Source organism: Mycobacterium intracellulare ATCC 13950 (genome assembly GCF_000277125.1).
Classification (GTDB): Bacteria; Actinomycetota; Actinomycetes; order Mycobacteriales; family Mycobacteriaceae; genus Mycobacterium; species Mycobacterium intracellulare.
The window spans coordinates 2,162,916-2,178,067 of the sequence record NC_016946.1; the positions used below are offsets into that span (position 1 = coordinate 2,162,916).

Annotated in this window: 13 protein-coding genes; 7 read left to right on the forward strand and 6 right to left on the reverse strand. The window is 64.7% G+C overall.

The features are described from left to right. The first annotated feature begins 23 nt into the window (after positions 1-23). Both OCU_RS35115 and OCU_RS35120 read left to right on the forward strand, forming a co-directional pair. Positions 24-707, forward strand: a complete 684-nt coding sequence (locus tag OCU_RS35115) for a recombinase family protein (RefSeq protein ID WP_231119586.1) — start codon at positions 24-26, stop codon at positions 705-707. Beyond that, on the forward strand, positions 707-2,116 hold the full coding sequence (locus tag OCU_RS35120; protein ID WP_014379840.1) for a tyrosine-type recombinase/integrase: 1,410 nt from the start codon (positions 707-709) through the stop codon (positions 2,114-2,116). The genes OCU_RS35115 and OCU_RS35120 overlap by 1 nt, the downstream gene beginning before the upstream one ends. Here the strand turns inward: OCU_RS35120 and OCU_RS51050 are convergent. The 3 genes from OCU_RS51050 to OCU_RS35130 all read right to left on the reverse strand — a co-directional run bounded on the left by OCU_RS51050 (position 2,113) and on the right by OCU_RS35130 (position 5,363). Continuing rightward, on the reverse strand, positions 2,113-3,321 hold the full coding sequence (locus OCU_RS51050) for a hypothetical protein (protein WP_148278272.1): 1,209 nt from the start codon (positions 3,319-3,321) through the stop codon (positions 2,113-2,115). The genes OCU_RS35120 and OCU_RS51050 overlap by 4 nt on opposite strands. After that, positions 3,318-3,884: a DUF4365 domain-containing protein gene (locus OCU_RS50005; RefSeq protein WP_052315300.1), complete on the reverse strand. Its 567-nt coding sequence runs from the start codon at positions 3,882-3,884 to the stop codon at positions 3,318-3,320. The genes OCU_RS51050 and OCU_RS50005 overlap by 4 nt, the downstream gene beginning before the upstream one ends. A gap of 327 nt (positions 3,885-4,211) precedes the next feature. Beyond that, complete coding sequence (locus OCU_RS35130; protein ID WP_020188862.1) at positions 4,212-5,363, reverse strand: alpha/beta fold hydrolase; 1,152 nt, start codon at positions 5,361-5,363, stop codon at positions 4,212-4,214. Positions 5,364-5,483: 120 nt separating this feature from the next. Between OCU_RS35130 and OCU_RS35135 the strand changes: the two genes are divergently transcribed. Beyond that, the gene (locus OCU_RS35135) at positions 5,484-8,030 is read left to right on the forward strand and encodes an excinuclease ABC subunit UvrA (RefSeq protein WP_014379843.1); all 2,547 of its coding nucleotides are present in this window, start codon (positions 5,484-5,486) and stop codon (positions 8,028-8,030) included. Between the two features lie 160 nt (positions 8,031-8,190). Here the strand turns inward: OCU_RS35135 and OCU_RS35140 are convergent, their stop codons facing one another. Then, positions 8,191-8,364 (reverse strand): 5'-phosphate oxidase, encoded by a 174-nt coding sequence (locus OCU_RS35140; RefSeq protein ID WP_225331400.1) that lies wholly within the window; start codon positions 8,362-8,364, stop codon positions 8,191-8,193. Between the two features lie 173 nt (positions 8,365-8,537). Here OCU_RS35140 and OCU_RS35145 point away from each other — a divergent pair, with 173 nt between their 5' ends. The 3 genes from OCU_RS35145 to OCU_RS35155 all read left to right on the forward strand — a co-directional run bounded on the left by OCU_RS35145 (position 8,538) and on the right by OCU_RS35155 (position 10,927). Beyond that, positions 8,538-10,010 carry a putative alpha/beta hydrolase gene (locus OCU_RS35145; protein ID WP_014379845.1) on the forward strand — a complete coding sequence of 491 codons (1,473 nt, stop codon included), beginning with the start codon at positions 8,538-8,540 and terminating at the stop codon, positions 10,008-10,010. A 15-nt stretch (positions 10,011-10,025) separates the two neighbouring features. Then, entirely contained in the window at positions 10,026-10,565 is a 540-nt protein-coding gene (locus OCU_RS35150) for a hypothetical protein (protein ID WP_020188863.1), read from the forward strand. Positions 10,566-10,639: 74 nt separating this feature from the next. Further along, on the forward strand, positions 10,640-10,927 hold the full coding sequence (locus OCU_RS35155; protein WP_014941705.1) for a hypothetical protein: 288 nt from the start codon (positions 10,640-10,642) through the stop codon (positions 10,925-10,927). 109 nt (positions 10,928-11,036) lie between these two features. Here OCU_RS35155 and OCU_RS35160 read toward each other — a convergent pair whose 3' ends face one another. Further along, positions 11,037-12,443: an aldehyde dehydrogenase family protein gene (locus tag OCU_RS35160; protein WP_014379848.1), complete on the reverse strand. Its 1,407-nt coding sequence runs from the start codon at positions 12,441-12,443 to the stop codon at positions 11,037-11,039. Between the two features lie 216 nt (positions 12,444-12,659). On the opposite strand from OCU_RS35160, the gene OCU_RS35165 reads away from it, so the two are divergent. After that, positions 12,660-13,544: a TPM domain-containing protein gene (locus tag OCU_RS35165; protein WP_014379849.1), complete on the forward strand. Its 885-nt coding sequence runs from the start codon at positions 12,660-12,662 to the stop codon at positions 13,542-13,544. Here the strand turns inward: OCU_RS35165 and OCU_RS35170 are convergent. Continuing rightward, positions 13,541-15,142 carry a bifunctional aminoglycoside phosphotransferase/ATP-binding protein gene (locus OCU_RS35170; protein ID WP_014379850.1) on the reverse strand — a complete coding sequence of 534 codons (1,602 nt, stop codon included), beginning with the start codon at positions 15,140-15,142 and terminating at the stop codon, positions 13,541-13,543. The genes OCU_RS35165 and OCU_RS35170 overlap by 4 nt on opposite strands. Between the last annotated feature and the right edge of the window lie 10 nt (positions 15,143-15,152).

Consider the following 15,152-nt stretch of genomic DNA (forward strand, 5'->3'; position numbering starts at 1 on the left):
CCCAACCGGAAGGAACACACAAGATGCCGGCAAAGGCAGACATGCGAGAACCAATGCAACCGTTGATGTTTGGCTACACACGGGTGAGTACTGACGAGCAGGCCGATAGGCGCAACGGACTCGAGGCCCAACGCGAAACTATCGACAGCCAGGCCGCTCGGCGCGGCTGGACCGTAGAACACTTCGCAGACGAAGGCGTATCGGGCAAGACCATCGGCCGGAAGCTTGCGGAAGTTTTGCAACTGTTGGCTTCTGGACAAGCAGACGGCTTGGTGGTCGCAAAGCTGGACCGCCTGAGCCGATCAATCGTCAACGCTGCCAACATCATCGAGGCAGCACAGGCACAGGGCTGGTCGCTGGTGATCCTGGACCTTGGCGTGGATCTCACCACAGCGGCAGGTCGGATGATGGCCATGAACCTGGTCAACTTCGCGCAGTACGAACGCGAGTTGATTAGCGAGCGTACGAAGGCCGCTTTGGCCGCGAAGAAGCGCAGAGGCGAACGTATCGGAAGGCCTAGGGCTGTTAAGCCAACCGTTGTTCGACGAATCGTTCAGGCACGCAATGCCGGAATGTCGTATGACGCCATCGCGCAAACGCTCACAGACGCGAAAATTCAAAGCCCGCTAGGCAAACTGATATGGCAGCCGTCCACGGTGCGCAGGATCTACGCCAGCGCTACCTCTGGCCAAGAAGGTGTGGCCTGATGGCCGCGACGATTCGCAAGCGCACCACCAAGCAGCTGGACAAATTTGGCAATCCCGTAGTCAGCTATCAGGTTCGGTGGCTTGAACCGGTACGCGACGAGTTCGGCGCACCTACCGGCAAGTTCAAGCAGACCAGCGAGACGTTTCCGACTGAGCGTAAAGCTAAGGCGCACATGCGCAAGGTGGAGAACCAGCTTGAAGACGCTAGGGGAGTAGACCCTTCCTCCGCCAAGGCGAAGGCCAATCGGCCGCTCGGGGAGTACGCCAAGCAATACCTGGACGGTCTCGTGGGGACCGTCGATCCCTCCACTATCGAGGACTATGCCAAGATCTACCGCCGTCATATTGCCGCCGTGTTCGGTAGTAAGCCAGTAGCGGCGATCACGACGGCAGACGTGGCGCGCTTTCGAGCCAGTCTGCTTGCACCGCATCCGCAGCGCAGCTTTGTCACTCGCGGTAAGGCTAGGCGCAAACCCACAACCACCCCCGGCACCGGCCTGGTCACCCGCAGCCCCAAGACGGTCAAGCACATTGTCGGCACCTTGAAGCGGATTCTTGATGTGGCGGTAGACGATCAGGCCATACCGAGTAATCCTGTGGTCGCCGGTAGGCGGCACACTACGAAGCGGCGCGCTCTCGCAGGCGGCAAGGCACCGTTCAAACACCGGCCGCTGGCATCCAGTGAGGTAGCAGCGCTACACGATTACATCGCCACCGAGCGCGGTAACCCCGTGTACGCGCTGGCTGTGGTGTTCGCCGCCTATACGGGCGTTCGGGTGGCAGAGCTGCAAGGTTTGCAGGTGCAAGACGTCACCTTGTCGGATATCCCGGGAACCGTAGGTGCAGTACGCATTGCGCGGACGAAGAAGAAGGCCAGGCCAACTGGCGCCGAGGAGAATACACCGCTTGAGTGGCAGGAAGGCACGCCGAAAAGTGATGCCTCAACTGATCGCACAGTCCCGCTTGCGCCATGGTTGGCCGACGACATGAGGGACTACTTGACCCGAGTCCACCCGTTTGCCGGCAAGAGGCGGATTGGGCACGCGCCGCTGTTTCCCGGCAAGCGCACCCGCGCCGGTAAGACGGCGGTGTCGGTGGAAGACTTCGATTGGGCGAAGCCGATCGTGGTGGACAACGTGTACCACAACTACTTCCAGCCTGCCTGCAAGGCGTTAGGCCTTGGGAGAGTTCGCTTTTACGACCTGCGGCATACCTTCGCGACGCTTGCGCTGTCTGCGGGGGAACACTACATGCAGGTGTCGAAGTGGTTAGGGCACTCCAGTTTCGTGCTGACGCTAACCACCTACGCCGACTACATCCGTGAGGGCGACACCGCAGCACCGAATTTTGTCCGGCCGGTGGCTAAGACGCCGCGAAAGGTTGTGTCGCTAGAGCGCACAGTCGGCTAGAACAACGGCTCTTGATCCTGATCGTCCTCGTCGGTGATCGCATCCTCTGGAATTTCTTCATCGTTGCTGAATTGGGTCAGGATCTGCACATTTGTGGGATCCGTTAGCCAGTTATAAGTTCCCTGCCTTGCAACAATTCCTCGGACCCGCAGCGGGCTATCACTGCGATGTGCTTCGATAGCCGCCTCGTATTGTTCCGGTGTCAGGTTCATCCTTACGGTGCGTAATCGAGGTTGGTTAGCCACGTGCAGTCGTACAGTGTGAGTGTCTAGATTCGAGACATGTTCAAGCAGAGTCACTTCTCCAACCAACGTGACTGGTTCGGGTTCAGCTGCTTGCCGGAGCGATTCACTTACACGCTCGAGAACAGGTGATTCCGTCGAGTGAAATTCGTAGTCTCTAGAGGTCTCTCGGCCTTCGCGAGCACTAGTGCGTGTAATGCGCACGGTGCCGTTTCCGTCTGCCGCCAGGGTCGCTAACGCGTTCGCCACTTCATAGGAAAATCCAACAGGGGTGATCTCGTCAAATATGGCCGTCCGAGGATCGCCTCGGTACTCATCTAACTTTTCCCTGGCCGAGCGGACGATGTCGTCGAGCTTATCGATGATCTCCGCTCCGGACTTACTCTCCACATCTACAAGTTTGGAGGCGCTTGCTTCTTCGCTTGAGCGGCTTACGTAGAACCGGTCACCCGAAGGCGTGTAGGCGGTCACGACGTAGCTGCCCTGTTCGCTCGGCCCCATCAGAGTAGCCTCGATGAACTTCTTTGATATATATGCCGAGGAATTTCCGTAGTACCGTCGCGGTTTGTGCGCAGCTTTCGCAGCTACCGACAAGCTGACACGTGCGACAACATGCAGCTCCTGCCCCAGATCCCATTGGATCATCCCCGTGGCTATCGATGTTTCTTTCGACCACCGCACGACGTCAAGCATGGAACGCCGTTGTAGGGCAAGAATACTCGCTGCGTGCTCGACCTCGGTGCCATGTTCGTATGTCAAGGTACGGTAGGCGCGCCTTAACAATTGTTGATAATCGGCTTTGGAGGGGTCCGTCGGGAAGAGAATCTCGCGAGGACTGACGAGATCATTCCGCCAGACCTCATAGGGGTCTTCGGTTGACCGAGTCGACAAGACCCAATCAAAACGTTGAAGTAGCTCCAAGATCAACGCTGGATCTTGTTCGTAGGACAGGTTGGAGGTCACGGTGCACCCTTCTGCCCAATACGTTGCATGATGTGACAGAGGGTGATGTCGTCGAACACTTGTACTGTGGGTGCTCGCACTGTGAATGAGGCTTGCTGAGCGTTCGGGATTGGCGGCATTCCGCGGATACTTACCCAGTACGCACGATGGTGGAGATGTAGAGCGTCAGCCCCCACCGTCAGCCAATCTTCCTGCAACACCGGCATATGAAGAATGACAATTATCTTATGAACGGCAACATCAACAGCGCGGAACTCGTCATATCGAGCACGCTTCAAACTTGTACTAACAAATTGGCCATTTTCAATCGGGCCATAGGCGCTCGATTTCATCTGGACCTCCAGATGGGCCTTCTTGTCGTCCCTCAGATGGATGTCCGACGTGTGGGTGAGTGTTACATCAACCCCTTCATCGATTTCCGGAGCCCCCACGACGCAACCAGCAGCCGCAGCGACGCCGCGGACATAGGCCTCCTGGAAGGCTTCCATCATCTCGTCTATACGGCTTGGCGAACCGCGGACCACGGCAGGCAATACGTCCTCGCCTTCCTGCGCTGCCGCCATCCGCGGATTCTACGACTGTCTCGCATGATCCCATCGTCGTATAGGGCACTGACAAGTCAGCTGCGCCCCGATGCAGCCGCCCGGACCAAGGCGCGTCCACACCGCGTCCATATTTGCAGACTTACCTGCTGATTTGCCGTGGTGTGCTAGCAGCTGCTGCTAGGCGCGATTTCTGAACAGAAGCGCTGGCAATCTAGGGGATAGGAGCTCTCGCCGGGCGATTACCGGACCCAGCAGAGTTTGCTATAGCGCTTGACCTGGGGACTCATAATCCGTTGGTCGCGGGTTCGAGCCCCGCCCGCCCCACCACGCGCTTTTCACCCTTAGCTATTCGTGGTGCTCGGGCTCGATCCGGATGTTGTGCCGGATCAGCGATCGCGCCTGATGCAGGTGCTTACCCGCCCACCGGCGATATGTCCGTCGAGCCCAGGACATCCGTTCCTGCGAGCGCTCAGTACGGCGCACCAGCTCTAGGTCGACATGGTCAAGCTCCTCGGGCCCGATTTCTAATCGGTCGCGACCGTGGATGAACTGCAACACCAGCGCATCGGGGTCCAGCAGTTCGCGCTCCCACGCCTCGTGGTCGTCGAGGTCGGCGATGCCCATCGTGTCGGCGGCGTCGCGAAGCACCTCGCCCAATTCGCCGTCGAGCAGTTGACGAAACGCATCGGCGCCCTGGCGCGGATTGGCGATCATCCACGAGTGATACGCGTCCGGCACCCTGTACAGCGTCGCGTCGGCCTCGTTGGCGATTTCGCGCGCGTGCGGGAACGGCACGATCATGTCTTTTTCGGCGTGCACCACCATCGTGGGCATCCCCTCGTCGCGCATGGTGTGCAGCATCGGCGTGTAATCACCGGACTCGACGATGGCCCTGATCGTCCGGACGGCTGCGAGTGGATCACGCAGGTTGGGCACCGCCACCGCGGCCAGCACCCGGAAGTATCCGAGTTGCTCGCTGGGTGAGAGCTGCGTCGGGTCGCCCAGTGTGTCGCGGACAGCGGTGTAGGCCGCGCCCAACGCCTTGGTTGGGGACCTCACCAATTTCGGGATGGTCGTGTCGAACCGCGCTCCGGCCGCCGGGTCGAACAGCACGGCGGCGAGTACCCGCTCAGGCGCGCGTGCGGCCAGCTGGATGGTCATTCGCCCGCCCATCGAATGGCCGACGAACAACGCCTGCCCGATGCCAAGGGCGTCCAGCGTGCGCAACACCGAATCGGCGCGATCGGTGAAGCCGCACGCGTCGCTGGGCAGTCGCCCGGTATCTCCGTGACCGGCGGCATCGACGGCGACGACCAGGAATCCCATTCCGGCGATCCGGCTGAGCATCCGCAGATAGGCCTTCCGACTCAGCAGGAGCCCGTGCATGAACAACAACGGCACTCCGCGGCCGCCGACTGAAAGCCCGATCCGCCGCCCGTCATCGAGTTCCACGACGTGATGGCTCAGGCGGATCCGGCTTGGTGATGTTTCCGTCATGGCCACGGCGGAATTCCCGGCCGGCGGGGCGTCAAAACGGATTGCCGACAGGCCCTCGCTGGTCGCTGCCGGGGAGCGCAGGCTTGTGCGGCCGCAACCGGGGGTACTCGGCTGAGCAAGATGACGCAAATCCCGTATCGACGCACCGACGAAATCGATCCTTCTGTGCGCGTTTACGGGGCGCGGGTGCACAATCTGCGGGGTGTCGACGTCGTAGCGCCGCGTGACGCGCTGGTCGCGTTCACCGGAATCTCCGGATCCGGCAAATCGTCGCTAGCCTTCGGGACCATCTATGCCGAGGCCCAGCGCCGCTACTTCGAATCGGTCGCTCCGTACGCCCGTCGCCTGCTATTGCCAACCGGCGCGCCAAAGGTCGATGACATCACCGGGCTACCGCCTGCCGTTGCACTGCAGCAGCGCCGGGGTTCGGCGACATCGCGGTCGACGGTCGGCACCGTCACCACCCTGTCGAACTTGTTGAGGATGCTGTTCTCCCGCGCCGGGACCTACCCGCGGGGGGCTACGGAACGACTGGACTCCGATGCGTTCTCGCCGAATACCGCGGTGGGGGCGTGCCCCGAATGTCACGGGCTGGGACGAATCCATCGGGTGACCGAAGAGACACTGGTGCCAGACCCCTCGCTGACCATCCGCGAAGGCGCCGTCGCCGCATGGCCCGGCGCGTGGCAGGGCCAAAACCTCCGCGACATCCTCGTCACGCTGGGCTACGACATCGACAAGCCATGGCGGAAACTGCCTAAGCGGCAACGCAATTGGATTCTGTTCACCGAGGAGCAGCCGACCGTCGAAATCGATCCGAGCCAGCACCCCGTGCAAGCCGATTATTACTACAACGGCACGTTTTCCAGCGCCGAACGCCATGTCCGCCACACGTTGGCCAACTCCCATAGCGCGATGATGCGCCGCCGCGTACTGCAATTCGTCGACACCGTCGAATGCCCGGTATGCGACGGCTCTGGGTTGCGGCCGGAGGCGTTGCGGGTGACCTTCGCCGGCCGCACCATCGCCGACTACACGGCCATGCCACTGGGCGACCTCGCGGACACGTTGCGCCCGACGGCTTCTCGGACCGACGCCGCCGCCGCGTACGAGTCCATGACATCCGGCGAGCTGACGGAAGTGGCGACCATGATCGCCGCCGACCTGGTCGCACGCCTGCAGGTACTCATTGATCTCGGCCTCGGCTATCTCACGCTCAGTCGCCGGACCCCGACCGTGTCACCCGGCGAACTGCAGCGGTTGCGGCTGGCCACCCAACTGCGCGCCGGCTTGTTCGGCGTGCTCTACGTGTTAGACGAACCGTCGGCCGGCCTGCACCCGGCCGACGCCGAGCCGCTGCTCGAGGTGCTCGATCGCCTGCGGCGCGCGGGCAATTCGTTATTCGTGGTCGAGCACGACATGGACGTCGTGCGCCGTGCCGACTGGATCGTCGACGTTGGGCCCGGGGCCGGAGAACTCGGTGGGGGCGTGCTCTACAGCGGGCCGGTGCCCGGCCTCGCCGACATCGAGGGGTCCGTCACTCGTCACTACCTTTTCGACGGTGCCCGGCCGCCGCGTCGACAACCACGTACGCCGTCCGGGCAGCTGCGGCTGCGCGGGATCTGCTTCCATAATTTGAAAGACCTCGACGTGGACCTGCCCCTCGGCGTGTACACCGCGGTCACCGGGGTGTCCGGTTCCGGAAAGTCGACACTCGTCGTCAAGGTCCTCGGCGATGTCGTCCACAGCCAGCTCGGCACCGGACGAGCGGTCGAGCCTGCCGAACCCGACGACGACGAAACCGACAGCGGGATAGTCGATCTCGATCATGACGCGAGTATCGGTGTGACGGCAGAGGGGGCCGAAAACATCAACCGGCTGGTATCGGTCGACCAGCGTGCGATCGGACGCACGCCGCGCTCGACGCTGGCGACCTACACCGGCTTGTTTGACGCCGTGCGCCGTGAATTCGCTGCGACCCCGAAGGCGCGCCGCCGCGGTTGGACGGCGGGCAGGTTCTCGTTCAACGTGGCCGACGGTCGCTGCCCCACCTGTCAGGGGGAGGGTTTCGTGTCGGTCGAATTATTGTTCCTGCCAGGCACATACGCCACCTGCCCGGCGTGTCAAGGAGCGCGGTACTCCGACGAGACACTCGAGGTTCGCTATCGCGACCGTACGATCGCCGATGTCCTCGCGATGACCGTCGATGAGGCTTCGGAGTTTCTTGCCGACGTCGCCAGCGCGGCGCGCAGCCTGACCACGCTGCAAGAGGTCGGGCTCGGATACCTCCGTCTCGGACAGCCCGCCACCGAGCTGTCGGGCGGCGAGGCACAGCGGATCAAGCTCGCCGCCGAACTGCAGAGACCCCGGCGAGGGCACACCCTCTACGTCCTCGACGAGCCGGCCACCGGGCTGCACCCTGCCGATGTGGCTCTGCTCGATCGTCAACTGCACCGCCTGGTCGACGCGGGCAACACCGTGGTGGTGGCCGAGCACTACATGCGGATGGTCGCGGGTGCAGATTGGGTGATCGACTTGGGACCGGGAGCCGGCAGCGATGGCGGCCGGGTCGTCGCGGCGGGGCCACCTGAGCAGGTGGCACGGGCCAAACAGAGCCGCACGGCGCCGTACCTGGCGAAGCGGTTGGCGCCGTCTGGCACCCAGTGAAGACGTTGTCTCACCGCGGGCTCGGCGCGGCGGGTGATCCTGGACGCCCGTAGCGAGTTGAGCGTGGAATCGGCGGCGTCGCCAAACTTTGAATGCCCCAAGAAGGGGATCTTCTCTCCGACAAGGAGTCCGACACGAAGCAGCGGGCGACCGACATCGCCTAGCCCCAGTGCGGCGGCACCTCGCTACCCGGGCAGTCCGCATACCGGCAGTTGACGTCCCGCACCCGCCTGCCGGTGACTTTGCCGTCGTTGTCGTAGCTGTATTCGACCGTGGCCTCCGCCGAGCGCCGGCAGTGCGGGCAGACTTCCATTTCGGTTTTGAAGCGCGCCATCATGTCCTCCTGGTCGCAATGCTATTGAAGCGCGCCCCTCGCCACGTGTCCCCGATTAGCTCCGCGCCGAGCGCACTGAAGTGAATTTCAGCGCCTTTTCGGGTGGAATAGGGGGACAGGGGAACCAGCGGAGGTAGCGTCAAAGCTGGTCAAAAGCGCAAATGGGCGGGGCAATGCAGCTGAACTGGTTGAGCGTTGCCGATCTGATCGCCCAGGCCGGCGGCGATCCCTGGGCGGTCAACCGCAGTTTGCAGGCCGGCAACCCCTTTCAGATCTCCCAATTGGCGGAGGCCTTCCACGCGGCGGGCCGGTGCTCCACCGCCGCCCAAGAGGAGTTCGAGCAGGCCCGCAAGCGCTTCGATCAGGCCTGGAACCACCAGCACGGCGACCATCCGATCAACGGCTCAGAAGAAGTGCAGCGGCTGACCAAATCGCTTCGCCTGCAGACCGACCAGTTGCCCAAGATCGCCGCGGACCTGGAAAACATCGCCGCCATGCTGGCCGCCGCGCAAAAAGAGGGCTCCGCGGAGATCGCCACGCTGGAACGACAACTGCAGTTGCTGGACAAACTGATCGGCGCGGCCACCAAGGATCTGCAAGACCCCACCCTCGATGCGAAGAGCCGCCGGGCGCTCGAGACCTTGATCAAGGACGCCAAAGCCGACGCCGCCGATGACACGCGGGACGCCCTCAAGCAGATGAACTCGATCCGCGACACCTACACGAAATCGCTGCGTGAAGCACAGGCGAACGGACACCTCACCCCGCAAGATGCTGCCGCGGTCGCCGAGTTCAAGCCAGCGGGCTTCGGGGACGGGCAAGACGCTCCACCCAGCGACCCCAGGATCACCGGACCGGCCGGCCCGCCCCAACACGAGCAAAACACCTACGACCTGCAAGACCAGTTCCAAGACGGCCAGGGCCCCACCTTTGGCGGCGACCCCCGAGACGGCTTTCCGCGCAGCCCGGCATCGGAGCTCGCGCAAGGGCCGCCGGGCACCCGCCCGCTGCCGACGGGGACCGCGCTGGGGCCCGACGGTCATCGCTACGCGTTTTTCAGCCACCCGGATGGGTCCGTGACGCCCGGGTTCAACGAATTCGCGACCAACGGGTCGGTCTGGGATTACACCGATCCCACCCATCCCGTGAAAGTCGGTGAGCTGCCGGGGATTTACCAGGCCAGCGGCGTTTACGATCCTGCCACCAACCAGATGGTGATCGTCGGCAACACCAGCAACCGGGTAGGCGACACCACCCGCGGCATGTGGGTGTCGGGACCCATCGATCCGGCCAAACCCAACAGCTGGATCAACAACTTGCAGCGCGTCGGCACCGTCAGCCTCCCAGGCGATCGTGAAAGCCAACTGGTCTCGCTCAAAGGTGGTGGATTCATGCTCGTCGGCGCGACCAACGGCGGCCCCGTGCAGGGCATCACCGCCGCCACACCGCAAGGCCTGATGGGGGCGACACCCCAAACGCTGGTGGCCCCCAACCAGCTTCCGACCGTCTACGGCCCCACCATCACGGGCACGACGCTCGACCCCGCGACCGGCCTTGAGACGATTCAGCTTCGAGTGAGCACCTGGCCGCCCGGGCCGACCTATGATCCCAACACGTGGACGACAACCTTCGGCGTCCAACACTAGGAAGGGGGACACCACATGCTGAGCAGGGTGACCCTAGCGGTGATCACCGCGAGCGTTGCGGTCCTGAGCCTGGCATGTTCCCGCAACGCCCCCGGCGTCGCGACGGCCACGCCGCCGCCGAAATTTCCCGATCTGAACGCATTTCAAGCGGTCGACGCCGCGCCCTATACCGCCGCGGCCCGCGCCGGCGGCGCGGCCTATTTCGCGACACCCGATGGGCTGCAGTGCATCCTCCCCAACCCGCCCAAGCCGGGCGATCACGTCAGCGCCAGCTGCGATGGGCCACTGCCTGGTCTGCCGGACAACGCCCCCGTCGGCAGCGACGGCTGCTCGGTGGTCGCCTCGCCGTCATCGCTTCCGACGGACCTCAACCCGTACAGCTTTCAAAAGGGCACCGGCTGCCCGATCATCACCTCGCCGCTGCTCAACGTCGGCCAAAAGCTCACCAAAGGCGACATCACATGCATCGTGGGCGCTGACCGCCTGACCGCCTGCATCGATCCAATCCTCAACCGTGGCTTCGTACTTCAGTCCGCCGGCTCGTGGACGTTCTAACCCGCCGCCGCCCCCCGCAATCGAGGCGGATGTGCTGGCAGCAAAATCCACGTAAGATTGTCGGCGTGAGTCGCATGCGCGGGTTGACGTTGGCAGCGGTGCTTAGTGCCGCCGCCGTTGTGTTCGCGTCCGGCGCGGGCGCCGACCCCGGGTCGCCCTCGTACAACCAAGGCAAACAGGCCATCGATGAGCAGATTCAGCACTATCACGTGCAGCTGAATGCTGACACCGATTGGAACCAGTACTGCCAGAGGGTCCTTCAGAGCGATCTGAAAAGCGGGAAGATCGCTCAAGTGGACTCGGCGCCTGACTTCATTGCCGGATGCACCGACGAGGGCCGTGCCCTCGTAGCGTCCCACTGAAAGCCGCTGTAGCCCAAAGTCTCCGGGATGGCCCGGGCGTAACGCCACGGCGAAAAATCGGCAATAGTTCCACCGTGGCGTTACGCGCGCGGCCGCCCGGGGCAGCAGGTTACAGACCGATGTAGACCGCCTTGGTGTTGAAGTAGGCCTCGATGCCCTTGCGGCCGCGCTCGCCGCCCCACCCGGACTGCTTGTGGCCGCTGATCGGCATCGACGGGTCGGCCGCGAGTGAGGAGTTCACCCAAACCTGGCCCGCCCGAAGCTCATTCACCATCCGGTGGGCGCGGGAGAGGTTCTCGGTCCAGATGGACCCGGCCAGCCCGTAGTGCGTGTCGTTCGCGGCGGCGATTACCTCGTCCTCGTCGTCGAACGGGATCACACAGCCGACCGGCCCGAAAATCTCCTCCTTGATGAGCCGCATGTCGGGCGTGGTGTTGGTGATGATCGTCGCCTCGTAGAAGTAGCCCTTGCGGTCCATCGGCTTGCCGCCGGTGATGATTTGCGCGCCGCCGGCCACGCCGTCGTTGACGATGCCTTCCACTCGTTTGCGCTGCTTGTCGCTGATCAGCGGGCCCAACACTGAGTCGGGATCCTCGCTGCCGCCCATCGGCAGCATCTGGGCGAACTCCGCCAGCCGCTGCACGACGTCGTCGTAGATGCCCCGCTGGACGTAGATGCGCGACGTGCACGAACAGTTCTGACCCGAACCGGCGAGCAGGCCCATGCCCGCCCCCAAGATCGCCTTGTCGAGGTTGGCGTCGTCGAACATGATCAGCGGGGACTTGCCGCCGAGCTCGAGCGTCAGCCGCTTGAGGTTGCCGGCGGCCGCCTTAACGATCAGCCGCCCGACCTCCGTCGACCCCGTGAAGGAGATCTTGTCGACGTCGGGGTGCGCGGTGAGCGCGGCGCCCGTGGTCTCGCCGTAGCCGGTGATGACGTTCAGGACGCCGTCGGGCAGGCCCGCCTCGCGGAAGATCTCCTCGAGCTTCAGCGCGGTCAGCGGCGTCTCCTCGGCGGGCTTGAGGACGGCGCTGCAGCCGGCCGCGAGGGCGGGCGCGACCTTGAGCATCGCGACGAAAAACGGTCCGTTCCAAGGGATGATGAGGCCGACGACGCCGACCGGCTCGAGCTGGGTGAAGGTGTGGTAGGTCTCCCAGGTGCCCAGCAGGCCGTCGCTCACCAGGTTGGCCGACTCGCCGTGGATCTTGCCGACCCAGCCGGCGTAGTACTTCAGCATGTCGACCGACACCGGGATGATGTGCCGGGCGGCCGTCAGGTTCATGCCGTTGTCTTGGCCCTCGAGCGCGGCGAGCTCGTCGGTGCGTTCCTCGATGATGCGCGCCGCGCGGAAGAGGACGTTGGCCCGGTGCGACGCCGGCGCCTTGCGCCACACGCCCGACTCGAAGGTCTCACGCGCGCGGGCCACCGCCGCGTCGACGGCCGCCTGGTCGGAGTCGGGGACCTCGGTGATCAGCTCCTCGGTGGACGGGTTGAAGACCTTAATGGCGTTACTCACGGTTCTCAGTGGCCTTTCGCTCGCGAGAATGCTGTCGTTGCGCGACAGAGGTTACGCGCGTAACCAGTGGGTGTCCAGTGCATGCGGGGGTCGTGGTGGGCGGGGGTTCTGGGCGGATTCTGCTGGTCGCAGACGTGCGCAGAGCGATTCGGGCCCCGTTGGCCGCGGATGCGGCGCCCTCCTGACCCAACGCGAATTGGCGGCTAAGTTACCTGTATGCGGGTTATTCGCCTGTTCGGTGCCGTCCTGACGATCCTCACCGCGGGCTTGCTGCTGGCAAGCCCCGCCGCCGCGCAGCCGCCGTCGAAGCTCGCGGATCACATCACCGACAGCACGGGGGTGTTGACCGATTCCGGTCGCGCGGCGGTCAGCGAGGCGATCGATCGGCTGTACCGCGATCGTCACATCCAACTGTGGGTGGTCTACACCGACAACTTCTCTCGCTTCAAGCCCGACAACTGGGCCGATCGCACCCGCAGCGCCAGCGGGCTGGGCGGCCAGGATGCGCTGCTGGCCATAGCCACGAACACCAAGGCGTACTCGTTCACCGTGCCGCCGCAGGTGCAGGGGCCGACCGCTGCCGGGCTGGATAGCCTGCGGCGCAACCAGATTGAACCCGTGCTGGGCGCCAAGGACTGGAGCGGAGCGGCGGTCGCCGCGGCCGACGGGTTGGATAAATTGGCGAGTTCGGCCAAGCCGGCGAGCTCGTCGAAGCCGATCTGGCCGCTGGTCGCGATCGGCGTCATCGTCGTCGTGGTTCTGCTGTTGCTGTTCGTGCTCTATCGCGCACGTCGGCGCCGGCGCGCGCCGGGCAGCGTTGCGGGGCACGGTGATTCGTTGCCGCAGGCGCTGTCCACCGCGGATGCGCGGGTGCGCCAAATCTCGGATTATGTGGCCCGGCATCGCGACAGCGTCGGCGCCGAGGCCCAGGCCCGGCTCGACGAGGCCCAGCGGCATTTGGCGGCGGCGCGCGGCAAGGAATCCACTAACGACGCCGAGGCGCTCGCGCACGCCAACAGGGCGTCGACGCTGGCCGCTCAGGCGCAGACGCTGGCCAACGCCGACGTGCTAGGACACCATGGCACGCGACGGCGCCGTTAGCGGTAGGAAGCGCGCAGCAGCGCCAGCGCCTGCTCGACGGTCTCCTCGCTGTCGCGCGTCGCATCGACCCGCAAAACGGACGGTTGCTCGTCGGGGGGCGTGAATGCGGCGCGCAGCTCGGGCCACAGCTCGATCCGCGCATCCGAGACAACGCCCTTCTCCGTGGCGCGCCGCTCGAGTCGCGCGATCAGGGTGGCGTCGTCGGCGTCGCACAGCACGACGCGGAGGTCGGCCCCGAGGCGGTGCGCCAGTTGCCGCATCTGGGCGCGCTCGCGCGGATTGCCGAACGTCGCATCGACGGCTACGCCCCGGCCGCGACGCAACCAGCGCGCGGCATCACGGCGCAGGGCGGCATACGTGCTGCGCGTCATCGCCGGATCGTAGAGCCCCGAACCGAATTCGTCGCCGCCGCGCTGGGTGGGCTCGATGCCCGCCATCCGCTTGCGCGCCACATCGGACGAGAGATGCACCAGCCCGAGTCGGCCGGCGAGCGCGCGCGCCAGGGTGGTCTTGCCGCTGGCCGGCAGACCCATGGTGACCACCATCGGGGGGCGGGGCAGCCCACCCCCGTGCGCCCAGGCCAGGTCGAAGTACGCGCGCGACTCGGCGATGAGCTCACGGTTGTCACCACCGGACGCCTGTTCCGTCTGGGCCAGGCGCAGGCTGCGGACCTTGCCGCGAACGTAGGCCCGGTAGCAGGCGTAGAAATCGAGCAGGTCGAGCAGACCGGCGTCGCCGCTGGCCCGCACGTAGGAATCGACGAACGCCCACGCCACATCCGCGCGACCGTGGTATTCGAGATCCATTGCCAGAAAGGCGACTTCGGAGGCGAGGTCGGCGCAACGATAACGCGGCGCGAATTGCAGGCTGTCGAACAGCAGAATCTGGCCGTCGTCGATGCAGATGCTGGCGGCGTGCAGGTCGCCATGGCCATCGCGCACGTGCCCGTCGGCCACCCGTCGCTCGAGCACCGGCGCCCGCGTTCGCAGGAACTCGGCGACGTAGCGTCGGATGTGGTCGTTGACGTCGCTTGAGATGGTCCGGCCGACGAACGGGCCCATCTGATCGAAGTTCTCCTGCCAGTTCGCGGCCACGCTGGACGGGCTGCCGTACGCATCGATGTCGGGGCCGGTTTCGGTCCTGCCGTGAAGCTTGGCCAGGGTGCGGCCGATTCGTCGCGCGAGTCGAAGGTCGACCTCGCCGCGCGCGAGCTTGGCCGGCAGCATGCCCTCCTCCGGCAGGCGCCGCATCCACACCGCCGGCTCGCCCGACCCGGACTTGCCGCCGATGCGGTAGTGGCCGTCCTGCTCGGTGACTTCGACGACGCCCAAGTACATCTGGGGACTGAACCGCCGATTGAGGCGCAGCTCCTCGTCACAGTCGGCGCGGCGCCGCTCGATACTGGTGAAGTCGAGAAACCCGAGGTCCACCGGCTTCTTGAGCTTGTAGGCATAGGGGCCGGCGAGCAGGACCCACGAGCTGTGCGTCTCATGGAGACGCACGTCGTGGGCCGGCGGGTCGTACGCGTCGGGCCGTAGCAAGTCGGCGACGATGCGCGGGTGGCCGTCGGGTCCGCTCGGGTCGAAGGCGTGTGTCATGCTCCCGCCG